Source organism: Burkholderia sp. IMCC1007 (assembly GCF_027257875.1).
Classification (GTDB): Bacteria; Pseudomonadota; Gammaproteobacteria; order Burkholderiales; family Burkholderiaceae; genus Burkholderia.
Genome location: NZ_JAPVQY010000025.1, coordinates 85,960 through 99,399, shown reverse-complemented (window position 1 = coordinate 99,399; position 13,440 = coordinate 85,960). Strand labels below are relative to the sequence as shown.

Sequence of the window (13,440 nt, the reverse complement as noted above, 5' to 3'; positions counted from 1 at the left end):
CCCGGCGTGTCGCGGTGCGCTGCGCAAGCGCGCGGCGCTGCGAGCCGCGCGGCCCCCGGCGCTGCGATGTGCGGTTCGCGTTGCGGTCCCCGTCATCGATTCCGATAATAGCGACGCGGTGCACAAGCGATCGACAATAGGGGCATCATGACGCCGTCGCGGCGGCGGAGCCGCCCTTGCCAGCCTCCCGGCCGACGCGCAAGCTGCAATATTCGGATAATTGAAAAGTTTGCGATGGAACAGCCCGCGGCCAGCCTGCGCGACTGTCGTCGACGGGTTCGTCGACGCAGCGTCCCGGTTCCGTTTTGAGAGTGAAAGCCATGTTGAAGAAGCAACTATTTGCAGACCGACTCCTCGCGCAGATGCCGTCGTTGCGGGCGCTGCGGTGTTTCGTGACGGCGGCGCGCTACGAGAGCTTCACTCAGGCGGCCGAGGTGCTGTGCGTGACGCAGGCGGCGATCAGCCGGCAGATCAAGGAACTCGAGGATTCGCTGGACGTCGCGCTGTTCGAGCGTACCGGCCGGCATATCGCGCTGACGGATGCGGGGCGCATTCTCTACAACGCGTCGTACCTGTCGATCATGAACATCGCCGAGGCGGCGGAAGCCGTGCGCCGGACCGACAAGCATGCGCTGATGGTGTGCGTGTCGCATACGTTCTCGGCGCTGTGGCTGTCGTCGCGGTTGCCCGCGTTTCGCGAGCGGTTTCCTAATATCCAGCTGCACGTGATCGTTACCGAGCATTTCATGGAGCTGGACGGGCTCATCGAGCCCGACGTGATCATCACGAAGAACCCGCCGCGCGAGCCCGAGTTCGAAGCCGAGCCGCTGTTTCATGACATCGTCTATCCCGTGTGCAGCCCGTCGTTTCACGAACGCCATTTCCATGGCCGGTCGCTGAAGCCGCTGGACCTGCTGTCGAGCCCGACCCTGAACCTGTCGATGCTCGGCCGCGCGCAGGTGTGCGAGCACGTCGACTGGCGCGTGTGGCGTAACTGGTTCCAGCAGAGCGACGGCACCGATAGGATGACCGAGAACAAGTCTCTGGAAAGCAACGACTACCGGCTGCTCGTCGCGCAGGCCGAGGCCGGCGAAGGCACGCTGCTGGGCTGGCATCACCTGCTGCACCGGCAGATCGACCAGGGCATCCTGATGCGGCCGGTGCAGGACGTGCTGGTGTTTCGCGATCGCTATCACTATCTGATCACGCACCGCAATGCGCAGCCGCGCCCCGAATACCGGTTGTTCCGTCAATGGCTGAGCGACGAGGTCAGCGTGATGATGCGCGGCTGGCTCGATGCGGGCGTCGAGATCGAGCGATAGCGCGACCGTGGAACGACTCCAGCGTCAGATGAAACCCGCATCGGCACCACCGAAAGGCTATCGCCGGCTGATCCCGTCGGTCACGGCCCTCGTCGAATTCGAGGCCGTCGCGCGGCTCGGCAGCTTTACGCTTGCCGCGCACGAACTCGGCGTGACGCAGGCGGCGGTGAGCCGGCAGATCAAGTTTCTCGAGGATCTGCTCGGGCAGCGCCTGTTCCATCGGCTGCATCGCTCGATCGCGCTGACCGACGAGGGCGAGGCGTTGTACCGGGTGGTCGCGGAATCGATGCAGAAGATCGCCGGCGTGTTCGACCGGCTGACGAGCGGCCCGGTTCGCCAGGAGCTCGTGCTGGCCGCGACGTCCGCGTTCTCGCATTTCCGCTTGCTGCCGCGGCTCGCCGCGCTGAAGGCCGCGCAACCCGATCTGCAGCTGCGCCTCGCGACGCTGATGTTTACCGCCGATCTGCGCCACAACGAAATCGATATCGCGGTGCGCTACGGGAACGGCCGCTGGGCTGACGGCACCGCGATCCCGCTGTTCGACGAAACCGTGTTCCCCGTGTGCTCGCCGGCGTGGCTGCAGCGGCATGGCACGCCCGAAGCGCTGGCCGATCTCGCCGCCGTCGCGCTGATCGAGTCGGATTCGACGTCCGAGGGCTGGATGGGGTGGGAGGCGTGGTTCCATGCGTCGGGCTACCGGCCCGACCGGTTGAATTTCGCGCTGCGGTGCAGCCTGTACACCGATGCGATCGATGCCGCCCGATATGGGCACGGTGTCGCGCTCGGCTGGGGGCGGCTCGTCCAGGAACTGCTCGACGCGGGCGAACTCGTGCGCTTGCCGATCGCTTCCCTGCAGATGACGGACGCCTATTACGTCGTGGTGCCGCACGGAAAGACGATCACGCCGGCGATCGACGGTCTCGTCGCATGGCTGCGGGCGGACGCCCAGGGCTGATGCGGCCGAGTGGCGGACGATTGACGCGGCGCGCCCGCCGCCGTGCCCCTTCCTTTTCGCATAAGCGCAGGTAATGCCAGAACGAAAATAAAGCGCGTTGACGCTCTTTTTCGCCAATCCAATACTGGAATCACAGCGGGAATGTTCGAAGCCGCGCGATTTCATCAACACAGGATTGGAGAAAGACGATGTCTGAAGTGCATGTCAACACGCATGGGGACCTGATTCGCAGCCGCCGGCCCGGGCACGGGATGCCCGGCGAACTGTTCGGCCGTCAGGACGTGTTCGAAACGGATGTCGACGTCTTTTTCTCGAAGCACTGGATCCTGGTCGGCGTGACCGCCGACGTGCCGGAGCCGGGCGACGTGTCGACCGTCGATATCGGCAAGGCGTCGATCATCATCGTGCGCGACGACGACGAGAACGTGCGGACCTACCGGAACGTGTGCCGCCATCGCGGCGCGCGGTTGAAGGAGGCCGGGAAGTCGACCGTCGGCATGCTCGTGTGTCCTTATCATCAATGGACCTACGATCTCGACGGCTCGCTGCGCCACGCGACGCACATGGGCCGCGACTTCGACACGACATGCCGCAGCCTGATTCCGGTGCACACGCGCATCATCGGCACGCACATCTTCGTATGCCTCGACGACAATCCGCCGGCCGACATCGCGAAGCTCGAGGAAACGATGGTGCCGCGCTTCGCACCGTACGACCTGCGGAATACGAAGATCGCGTTCGAGCAGGAGATCATCGAGAACGGCAACTGGAAGCTGGTGATCGAGAACAACCGCGAGTGCTACCACTGCGCGGCCACTCACCCCGAGCTGACCGCGTCGTTCCTGCCCGAGGATTTCGGCTTCTGCCCGGAAAACCTGACGGAAGAGCAGCTTCAGGCGTTCGAAGCGTACAAGGCGCGCAATGCGGCCTGCCAGCTGAACTGGGAGAGCGAAGGCTTCATCGGCTCGACCGTCGAATGGCTCGACGAGGACGCCGTCACGCAGTTCCGGACGCAGCAGCTCGTGATCGCCGGCGCGGGTGAATCGCAGACGATGAGCACCAAGGTGGCGAGCACGAAGCTGCTCGGCAATCTGCAGCGGCGCGATCTGGGCGATACGCACCTGTGGACGCACAACTCGTGGACCCACGTGATGAGCGATCACGCGGTGATTTCGTACATCATCCCGCTCGCGCCGGACCGGACGCTCGTCCGCACCAAATGGCTCGTGCATGCGGACGCGGTCGAAGGCGTCGATTACACGCTGTCGGATCTGACCGAAGTGTGGGTCGCGACGAATACGCAGGACAAGCATCTCGTCGAGATCACGCATGCGGGAACGCAGGACCCGGCGTATGCGCCGGGCGTGTTCTCGCCTTTCACGGAAGCCTATGTCGACCAGTTCTCGCGCTGGTATGCGGCGCGGCTGAATGCGCATGGGGTTTGACGGGCGCGTGGGCTGACATGAAAAGGGGAGCGCCGGCGCTGATCGCGCCGGCGTTTCGACGGCAGGTTCGGCCGGGCATGGCCGGCCTCGTACGGGGCTCCGTTCGGCTGATCAGGCCGGCTCGCATGCGATCGCTACGGCTTGCGTACGGCTATGCGCATCCACTTTGTCGTTGATGTTCGACCGCGCGTTCAACCGCGAAGCGGCTGTAGTTCGAGGTAATCCAGATCGTTGCCGAGCGGGCGCCATTGTCCGACACGGCGCCTTAGTTCGGGATCCTCTACGCGCGCCAGTTCATCTTGTGCCACACGATGATGTCCCCGCACCAACAGGATGCGGGAGCGTTCGAGTTGCGCGCCAACTGGCCGGGTTGGCCGCCGGGGCCGCGCCGGCGCGAATGCGTCGATGACGATCGGGCCCGAGACGATTCCACGCTCCACCGTAACAGTCGCGCCGATCGCTCCATTCCAGAACCCGCGCCGCCACCGCGACCACCATCGCGACACGTTGCGACGGGCTGCGCCGATTTCAGAATTGAAATCTCAATTTCATCCCTGAGCCAGCGTCGGGCCCGATCGCGCGTGCGGCCCCCGTAGATCAACGCTCTCCGTCCAATCGCCGGCGTGGCCTGCTTTTTGCGTTACCGGACCGACATTCTCGATGTCCGCTCGTCTGACCGGTCTTTCCGCGCCGAACGGAAGCAACCCGACAGCTCGACGGACGACCCGCTTTCCAATCGTAAGGTGATGCAATGACTGACTACGGCAAACGAAACACGGCATGTGGCGACGACGCGCGTCGCGCTGTGCAGGAGCGGCAAGTGATGGACGCGAATCCCTCCGCGTCGCCACCCGGATGGTTCGGCGAACGACGCCGCGATACGAACTGGGCCTGGGCGAAAGGCACGACAGGTTACGATTGGATGGATCACGCACCGCTTTTCGATCACCGCGACTGATCCTGTTCCGAGCCGGGCAGTAGCGCGGGTCCGTCGTGCGTCGACCGCCGACCGACCGGCCGGTGAGCCGACCGTCGTTCCCGGTTGGTCGGCTGGATACCATTCGTCGTCGCGACGGTGATAGCGGCCGTCGGGCGATATGACGAACATGTTGACTGGCGAAAGCCGGGACGATGCAACCGCGAATGACCGATGCGACGATCCACGTCGCCCAGTGAAGCGAACGGGCGGAAGAGGGCGCGTCGGCATGCTCAATTCAACTATTCACTATCCATGGCTGCCGTGACGCCCACTCCCATCCAGTCCATCCTGATCGCGAACCGCTCGGAAATCTCGATCCGCGTGATGCGTGCCGCCGCCGAACTGAACATGCGTACGGTGGCGGTGTATTCGAAGGAAGACCGCCTCGCGCTGCATCGCTTCAAGGCGGACGAAAGCTACCTGATCGGCGAGGGCAAGAAGCCGCTCGCCGCGTATCTCGACATCGACGACATCCTGCGCGTCGCGCGGCAGGCGAAGGTCGACGCGATCCACCCCGGCTACGGTTTCCTGTCCGAGAACCCGGATTTCGCGCAGGCCGTGATCGACGCCGGCATCCGCTGGATCGGGCCGTCGCCCGACGTGATGCGCACGCTCGGCAACAAGGTGGCCGCGCGCAATGCGGCGATCGCGGCCGGCGTGCCGGTGATGCCCGCGACCGCGCCGCTGCCGGACGATCTGGACGCGTGCCGCGCGCTGGCCGCGGAAGTCGGCTATCCGCTGATGCTGAAGGCGAGCTGGGGTGGCGGCGGACGCGGGATGCGCGTGCTCGAGAACGAACGCGACCTCGACACGCTGCTGCCTGTCGCACGCCGCGAAGCGCTGGCCGCGTTCGGCAACGACGAGGTGTACGTCGAGAAGCTTGTGCGCAATGCGCGGCACGTCGAGGTGCAGGTGCTGGGCGACCTCCACGGCACGGTCGTGCATCTGTACGAGCGCGACTGCACGGTGCAGCGGCGCAACCAGAAGGTCGTCGAGCGCGCACCGGCGCCGTACCTCGATCACGACGGCCGTCACGCGCTGTGCGAATCGGCGCTGCGCCTGATGCGTGCGGTCGGCTACACGCACGCGGGCACCGTCGAGTTCCTGATGGACGCCGACACCGGCCAGTTCTACTTCATCGAGGTCAACCCGCGCATCCAGGTCGAGCACACGGTGACGGAGATGATCACCGGGATCGACATCGTGAAGGCGCAGATCCGCATCACCGAAGGCGGCCGGATCGGCCTCGCCGACGACGCGACGGACGGCGACGGCGCACTCGTCGCGCGCGCGGCCGGCGTGCCGGAGCAGCATGCGATTCCGCTGAACGGCAACGCGCTGCAATGCCGGATCACGACCGAGGATCCGGAGAACGACTTCCTGCCCGACTACGGGCGGCTCACGGCGTATCGCAGCGCGGCGGGCTTCGGCGTGCGCCTCGACGCCGGCACCGCGTATGGCGGCGCGGTGATCACGCCGTACTACGACTCGCTGCTGGTGAAGGTGACGACCTGGGCGCCGACGGCGGCCGAATCGATTCATCGGATGGATCGCGCGCTGCGCGAGTTCCGGATTCGCGGCGTCACGTCGAACCTGCAGTTCCTCGAGAACGTGATCAATCATCCGGCGTTCATCGCGGGCGACGTGACCACGCGCTTCATCGACAAGACGCCGGAGCTGCTCGAATTCGCGAAGCGCGGCGATCGCGCGACGAAGCTGCTGCGCTATCTCGGCGAGCTGAACGTGAACGGCAACGCGGAGATGAAGGGCCGTACGCTGCCGGCGCTGCCGTTGTCGAAACCGGTGCTGCCGAAGGTCGATACGGCGGTGGCGATTCCGTCCGGCACGCGCGATCGCCTGCGCGAGCTCGGCCCGGAGCAATTCGCGCGCTGGATGCTCGACCAGAAGCAGGTGCTGCTCACTGACACGACGATGCGCGATGCGCACCAGTCGCTGTTCGCGACGCGCATGCGCACGGCCGACATGCTGCCGATCGCGCCGTTCTATGCGCGCGAGCTGTCGCAACTGTTCTCGCTCGAATGCTGGGGCGGCGCGACCTTCGACGTCGCGCTGCGCTTCCTGAAGGAAGACCCGTGGGAGCGGCTCGCGCTGCTGCGCGAACGCGTGCCGAACATCCTGTTCCAGATGCTGCTGCGCGGCTCGAACGCGGTCGGCTATACGAACTACGCGGACAACGTCGTGCGCTTCTTCGTGCAGCAGGCCGCGCGCGCGGGCGTCGACGTGTTCCGCGTGTTCGACTCGCTGAACTGGGTGCGCAACATGCGCGTGGCGATCGATGCGGTGGGCGACAGCGGCATGCTGTGCGAAGGCGCGATCTGCTACACCGGCGACCTGTTCGACACGTCGCGCGCGAAGTACGACCTCAAGTATTACGTCGGCATCGCGCGCGAGCTGCAGCAGGCCGGCGTGCACGTGCTCGGCATCAAGGACATGGCCGGCATCTGCCGCCCGCAGGCAGTCGCGACACTCGTGAAGGCGCTCAAGGAAGAAACCGGGCTGCCCGTGCATTTCCATACGCACGACACGAGCGGGATCGCCGCGGCGTCGGTGCTCGCGGCAGTCGGTGCGGGCTGCGACGCGGTGGACGGTGCGCTCGATGCGATGAGCGGCCTCACGTCGCAGCCGAACCTGTCGAGCATCGCGGCCGCGCTGGCCGGCAGCGAACGCGACCCGGGGCTGGATCAGGATCGCCTGCACGAGGCGTCGATGTACTGGGAAGGCGTGCGTCGCTATTACGCGCCGTTCGAATCGGAAATCCGCGCGGGCACGGCCGACGTCTATCGCCACGAGATGCCGGGCGGCCAGTACACGAACCTCCGCGAGCAGGCGCGCTCGCTCGGCATCGATCATCGCTGGACCGAGGTGTCGCGTGCGTATGCTGACGTGAACCGCCTGTTCGGCGACATCGTGAAGGTCACGCCGACGTCGAAGGTGGTCGGCGACATGGCGCTGATGATGGTCGCGAACGATCTCGGCGTGGACGACGTGCGCAACCCGGACAAGGACATCGCATTCCCCGAGTCGGTCGTGTCGCTGTTCAAGGGCGAGCTGGGTTTTCCGCCCGACGGCTTCCCGGCCGACCTGTCGCGCAAGGTGCTCAAGAGCGAACCGCCGGCGCCGTATCGTCCGGGCGACCAGATTCCGCCGGTCGATCTCGACGCGGTGCGCGAGCAGGCCGAGACCGCGTGCGAGCAGCCGCTCGACGACCGGCAACTGGCGTCGTACCTGATGTACCCGAAGCAGACGATCGACTACTACGCGCACGTTCGCGCGTACAGCGACACGTCGGTCGTGCCGACGCCCGCGTTCCTGTACGGGCTGCAGCCGCAGGAGGAAGTGGCGATCGACATCGAGCCGGGCAAGACGCTGCTCGTGTCGCTACAGGGTCAGCACGCCGATGCGCAGGACGGCATCGTGAAGGTGCAGTTCGAGCTGAACGGCCAGTCGCGTTCCGCGCTCGTCGAGCAGAAGACGGTCGCGCATGTGGGCCAGGAGCGGCACGGGCTGAAGCGCGCCGAGCCGGGCAATCCGCTGCATATCGCCGCGCCGATGCCGGGCTCGGTGGTCACGGTCGCGGTACAGCCGGGGCAGCGCGTGACGGCCGGCACGACGCTGATCGCGCTCGAGGCGATGAAGATGGAAACCCACATCGCGGCGGAGCGCGATTGCGAAATTGCGGCCGTGCATGTGAAGCCCGGCGAGCGGGTCGCGGCGAAGGATCTGCTGATCGAGCTGAAAGATACGGCGCAATGAGGTGGGCCGCGATCGGTCGTCCGTGCTGACAGATGCCGGGCATCGTAACTGGCACGTCGGCCGACCGCATGGCGGCCTGAGCGTCCGGGACCGGCTGCCTGCACGTCGTGATCTGATGACGCGCGGGCAGTCGGTCCGCGATGTGGTCAGCAATCAGTTCGGCGAACGCGCTCCGCAACGGACGACGATGATCGATCAATCGCCTCCGTTCTTACCGGAAGTCTGCACGATCGCGCCGTGGGCCGCCACCGTCGCCGTATCGGCATGTGCGGCGTTCGCGACGGCTCCGAAGCGGCTTTCCCAGCCGCCGCCGAGCGCCTTGCACAACGTGACGAGGTGCATGGCCGCGTCGGCCTCGCTGCGCGCGCTTACGATCCGGCGTCGGGACGTTTTCTCGAGCTGTACACGACGCAGCCGGGGCTGCAGTTCTATACGTCGAACGGGTTGAACGGCAGCGTCGCGGGCAAGGGCGGCAGGGTCTACCGGCAAACGGATGCGTTCGCGCTGGAAGCCGAGCATTTTCCCGATTCGCCGAATCATCCGTCGTTCCCGACAACCGTGCTCAAGCGCGGGCAGACGCTGCACGAGGTGACGGTGTGGCGGGTCGGCGCGCGGTGAGCGGGCGGTTCGCCGGAGTACGCGTGTCGCGCGGGTAGCGGGCACCGCGCCGCGCGCGGCATGGCGGGCAGCGGCCGCTACACGTTGATCACGCCGCGCCCGAGTTCCAGCACACGGCCGCCGACGCTGATCGCGCCACGCTCGCTGACCGACAACCGAAGCAGGCAAGGGCGGCCGATGGCTTCACCCTGTTCGACCTCGAACGCGGCGGGCAGCGCATGACTGGCGGCAATCAGCCAGCCGCCCAGATTCGCGCAAGCGGACCCGGTGCCCGGATCTTCGGAGATGCCGCCGCCCTGTTTCGCAGAGAAGTAGCGGGCCACCACTTTCTCGGGGCGATGCGTGTCGAATGCGAACACATAGGCGGTCTTGCGACCGAGGCTGTTGGTCGGCCAGAGATCGACGTAAATGCTGTCGGGCCGCGCGCGGCGCACGGCCGCGGGGGTCTTGACGGCGACCAGCAATTGATCGACGCCGGTATCGACCCACAGCGGCGGCGCGAACAGGTCGTCCGTCGTCAGTCCGAGCATGGCCGCGGTGTCGGTATCGGGCAATGCGCACGGCGCCGTCTTCGGCATGCCCGTGTGCGGCGCGGTGAACGTCCACACGTTCTTGTTCGCATTGACGTCGACCACGCCGGCCCTGAATTCGAGCGACAGCGCATTGCTGGCCGCAAGCGTGTCGCGCACGACGTGCGCGGTGCCGAGGGTCGGATGGCCCGCGAAGCCCATCTCGTAGCCGGGCGTGAAGATGCGCACCCGCGCATGCGCGCGCTCCGACGGCAGCACGAAGGTCGTTTCCGACAGGTTGAACTGCACGGCGAGCGCCTGCATGGTCGCGTCGTCCATGCCGCGCGCATCCTCGAACACGCATAACGGGTTGCCGCCGAACGTGGACTCGGCGAATACATTGAGCAGACGGAACGCGTACGTGGTCATTCGAATCTCTCGTTGGGGCATGATGCAACGGCGTTCGTTCGATCCGATGCTGTCGTCGTGTAATCCGTCATTGTGCGTCGAACGCGCGCAGCAGGTGTCGCGCGACCGCGATCCGCCGGCCTGTGGAATCGGGCCGGCGATTTCGATGCGGACGCAACCAATGCGTGCGGCACCACGCCGTTTCCGATCTCAATGCGACGATACATAAACGGCATCCTCGAACGCCTGCGGAACGGCGAAACGTTCGCGCATGCGCTTCGTCTCCTGCGCGGGCGTGAGGCCGAACAGCCGCTTGAATTCCCGGCTGAATTGCGACGGGCTCGTATAGCCGACTGCATAGCACGCGGCTTCCGCCGTCAGGTCCTGACGCACCATCAACAGGCGCGCCTGATGCAGGCGCGTCGACTTCAGATACTGGATCGGCGACACCTGCGTGATCGCCTTGAAGTGACTGTGGAAGCTCGGCACGCTCATCCCGGCTTCCGCGGCCAGTTGCGGCACGTCGAGCGATTGCGCGTAGCCGGTATGGATCGCGCGCAGCGACCGGCCGATCCGGCCGAACTGTCCGCGCATCGCGAGCGCGCTTCTCATCGCGCTGCCCTGCGCGCCGGTGAGCACGCGGAAATACAGCTCGCGCAGCAGCGCCGGCCCGAGCACCGCCGCTTCGAGCGGCCGGTGCATCGCTTCCACGAAACGCAGCACGCTGGTCTGCATCGCGCCGTCCATCGGCGTCGACATCATGCTGCGGGGCGCCTGCACGGGTTCCGCGGTCCCTTCGCCGCCGATCTGCGCGGCCAGCTCGGCCGCCATCGTGAAATCGAGGTGCAGATACAGCGCCAGCAGCGGCCGCGCGGGCGTTGCATCGGTCTCCATGCTGAACGGCACGGGCACCGATACGGCCAGGTAGTGATCCGCGTCGTACAGATAGAGCTCGCCGCCGAAGTAGCCGCGCTTGCTGCCCTGGCAGACGATCACGATCCCCGGGTCGTACAGCACCGGGGTGCGCGACAGCGCGCGGTTCGAGCGCAGGATGCGCACGCTCGGCAGCGCCGTCAGGTTGTAGCCTTCGTCGGGCGCCAGGGCATTCAGCAGCGCAATCAGGTGTTTGCGGTTGCGCGCGGACAGCGACGACGATGGGGCGGAAAGGGATGCGGCACTCATAGTTTTGTGCAAGAAGATCAGCGGATTCCGACTTATTCAGCGTAGCGCATCGGACTAGCATGCAGGCTTCGATCGATATTCGGGAGAAGCTCACATGGCATTCGGCAACATCATCCTCGTCACCGGCGTCAGCAGCGGCTTCGGCCGTGCGCTCGCGCAACAGGCGCTGGCCGCGGGCCACACGGTGGTCGGCACCGTGCGAAGCGAAGAGGCGCGCGCGGCGTTCGAAGCGCTGTCCGCGCACGCGGCCTTCGCGCGCGTGCTCGACGTGACCGATTTCGAGCGCATCGACGGCGTCGTCGCCGAGATCGAAGCAAGCGTCGGGCCCGTCGGCGTGCTGGTAAACAACGCCGGCTACGGGCACGAAGGCATCATGGAGGAGTCGCCGCTGTCCGAGATGCGCCGGCAGTTCGACGTGAACGTGTTCGGCGCCGTCGCGATGATGAAGGCGGTCGTGCCGTTCATGCGCGAACGTCGCCGCGGCCGCATTCTGAACATCACGTCGATGGGCGGCCACATCACGATGCCGGGCATCGCGTATTACTGCGGTAGCAAGTTCGCGCTGGAAGGCATTTCCGAGGCGCTCGGCAAGGAGCTCGAACCGTTCGGCATCGCGGTGACCGCGGTGGCGCCGGGCTCGTTTCGCACCGACTGGGCCGGCCGTTCGATGACGCGAACGCCGCGCGCGATCGCCGATTACGATGCGATCTTCGATCCGATTCGCCGCGCCCGCGCGGAGAAAAGCGGCAGGCAACTCGGCGATCCGGTGAAGGCCGCGCGCGCGATGCTCGCGGTCATCGGCGCGGCGCGGCCGCCGGCGCATCTGCTGCTCGGTAGCGATGCGCTCGGGCTGGTGCGCGGCAAGTTGGCGGCACTGGAAGACGAAATCCGCGCATGGGAGGCGGTGACGGTTTCCACCGACGGTTGATGCGCAATTTCCGTGCGTCGTCGGGCACTTGTACGATGAGTTGCGTTGCGAGCGAGGGCCGTCCGTCATCGGCCTTCGGCGCGTGATGCCGCCCGCGCGGCATCCGGTGACGGACGCGAACGGGCCGGAACGGTGAATCCGACGCGATATTGGCGGCGCGACGCGCTGTCGGCATGCCGCCCATGCCGGAAACCTGAACCGCTTCATGACACCGTCGCGGTTTTCCGCTACAACGTGGAAGTGTTGCGTCGACTCGCGCGGTGTGCCGCCGCGCCGCAGCCCGACACCGACACCGACACCGACACCGACACCGACACCGACACCGACACCGACACCGATCACCGCCCGGGCGACCGGTCAGTACGCAGTGCCCACCTATCCCAAAGGAGCCGCAGCCATGCCGTACATCACCACGAAGGACAACGTCGACATTTTCTACAAGGACTGGGGCCCGAAGGATGCGCAGCCGATCGTTTTCCACCATGGCTGGCCGCTGTCTGCCGACGACTGGGATGCGCAGCTGCTGTTCTTCGTGCAGAACGGCTATCGCGTGATCGCGCATGACCGTCGCGGCCACGGCCGCTCGGCGCAGGTGTCCGACGGTCACGACATGGATCATTACGCGGCCGATGCGTTCGCGGTGGTCGAAGCGCTCGACCTGCGCAACGCGGTTCATATCGGTCACTCGACCGGCGGCGGCGAAGTCGCACGCTATGTGGCGCGCCACGGCGAGCCTGCCGGCCGCGTCGCGAAGGCCGTGCTGGTCAGCGCGGTGCCGCCGCTGATGCTGAAGACCGACGCGAACCCGGAAGGCCTGCCGCTCGACGTGTTCGACGGCTTCCGCAAGGCGCTCGCCGACAATCGCGCGCAGTTCTTCCTCGACGTGCCGTCGGGCCCGTTCTACGGCTTCAACCGGCCCGGCGCGACGGTGCATCAGGGCGTGATCCAGAACTGGTGGCGCCAGGGCATGATCGGCAGCGCGAAGGCGCATTACGAAGGGATCAAGGCATTCTCGGAAACGGACCAGACCGAAGACCTGCGCGCGATCTCGGTGCCGACGCTCGTGCTGCACGGCGAGGACGACCAGATCGTGCCGATCGCGGATGCCGCGCTGAAGTCGATCAAGCTGCTGAAGAACGGCACGCTGAAGACGTATCCGGGCTATTCGCACGGGATGCTGACCGTCAATGCGGATGTGCTGAACGCCGACCTGCTGGCGTTCGTGCGGTCGTGACGCGCGCGCGCGGCGCATGCCCGCTTCGGCGGGCTGCGCCGCGTTGGCCGGCAATGCCGGCCGTTTCGTTTTCGCTGGGTTTGCAG

10 protein-coding genes and 1 pseudogene are annotated in these 13,440 nt (G+C 66.2%); 8 read left to right on the top strand and 3 right to left on the bottom strand.

Annotated features, from left to right (window positions below; all coding sequences use genetic code 11):
* Positions 1–320 precede the first annotated feature (320 nt).
* The 5 genes from O1Q03_RS21535 to O1Q03_RS21515 all read left to right on the top strand — a co-directional run bounded on the left by O1Q03_RS21535 (position 321) and on the right by O1Q03_RS21515 (position 8,475).
* Positions 321–1,322: a LysR substrate-binding domain-containing protein gene (locus O1Q03_RS21535; protein ID WP_269505974.1), complete on the top strand. Its 1,002-nt coding sequence runs from the start codon at positions 321–323 to the stop codon at positions 1,320–1,322.
* Positions 1,323–1,350: 28 nt separating this feature from the next.
* On the top strand, positions 1,351–2,277 hold the full coding sequence (locus O1Q03_RS21530; RefSeq protein WP_269505973.1) for a LysR substrate-binding domain-containing protein: 927 nt from the start codon (positions 1,351–1,353) through the stop codon (positions 2,275–2,277).
* 188 nt (positions 2,278–2,465) lie between these two features.
* Positions 2,466–3,722: an aromatic ring-hydroxylating oxygenase subunit alpha gene (locus tag O1Q03_RS21525; RefSeq protein WP_269505971.1), complete on the top strand. Its 1,257-nt coding sequence runs from the start codon at positions 2,466–2,468 to the stop codon at positions 3,720–3,722.
* Between the two features lie 751 nt (positions 3,723–4,473).
* Positions 4,474–4,680, top strand: a complete 207-nt coding sequence (locus tag O1Q03_RS21520) for a hypothetical protein (RefSeq protein WP_269505970.1) — start codon at positions 4,474–4,476, stop codon at positions 4,678–4,680.
* Between the two features lie 273 nt (positions 4,681–4,953).
* Entirely contained in the window at positions 4,954–8,475 is a 3,522-nt protein-coding gene (locus O1Q03_RS21515) for a pyruvate carboxylase (protein ID WP_269505969.1), read from the top strand.
* 195 nt (positions 8,476–8,670) lie between these two features.
* Here O1Q03_RS21515 and O1Q03_RS21510 read toward each other — a convergent pair whose 3' ends face one another.
* Complete coding sequence (locus O1Q03_RS21510; RefSeq protein WP_269505968.1) at positions 8,671–8,817, bottom strand: hypothetical protein; 147 nt, start codon at positions 8,815–8,817, stop codon at positions 8,671–8,673.
* 15 nt (positions 8,818–8,832) lie between these two features.
* On the opposite strand from O1Q03_RS21510, the pseudogene O1Q03_RS21505 reads away from it, so the two are divergent.
* Positions 8,833–9,093 (top strand): annotated as a pseudogene (locus tag O1Q03_RS21505) (aldose epimerase family protein); the annotation flags it as partial.
* Positions 9,094–9,170: 77 nt separating this feature from the next.
* Here O1Q03_RS21505 and O1Q03_RS21500 read toward each other — a convergent pair.
* Together O1Q03_RS21500 and O1Q03_RS21495 are read right to left on the bottom strand one after the other, a co-directional pair.
* On the bottom strand, positions 9,171–10,031 hold the full coding sequence (locus tag O1Q03_RS21500) for a PhzF family phenazine biosynthesis protein (RefSeq protein ID WP_269505967.1): 861 nt from the start codon (positions 10,029–10,031) through the stop codon (positions 9,171–9,173).
* 189 nt (positions 10,032–10,220) lie between these two features.
* Positions 10,221–11,192, bottom strand: a complete 972-nt coding sequence (locus O1Q03_RS21495; RefSeq protein WP_269505966.1) for an AraC family transcriptional regulator — start codon at positions 11,190–11,192, stop codon at positions 10,221–10,223.
* Between the two features lie 94 nt (positions 11,193–11,286).
* Here O1Q03_RS21495 and O1Q03_RS21490 point away from each other — a divergent pair, with 94 nt between their 5' ends.
* Positions 11,287–12,120: an oxidoreductase gene (locus tag O1Q03_RS21490; protein ID WP_269505965.1), complete on the top strand. Its 834-nt coding sequence runs from the start codon at positions 11,287–11,289 to the stop codon at positions 12,118–12,120.
* Positions 12,121–12,517: 397 nt separating this feature from the next.
* Entirely contained in the window at positions 12,518–13,354 is an 837-nt protein-coding gene (locus tag O1Q03_RS21485; RefSeq protein ID WP_269505963.1) for an alpha/beta fold hydrolase, read from the top strand.
* Positions 13,355–13,440: the final 86 nt, after the last annotated feature.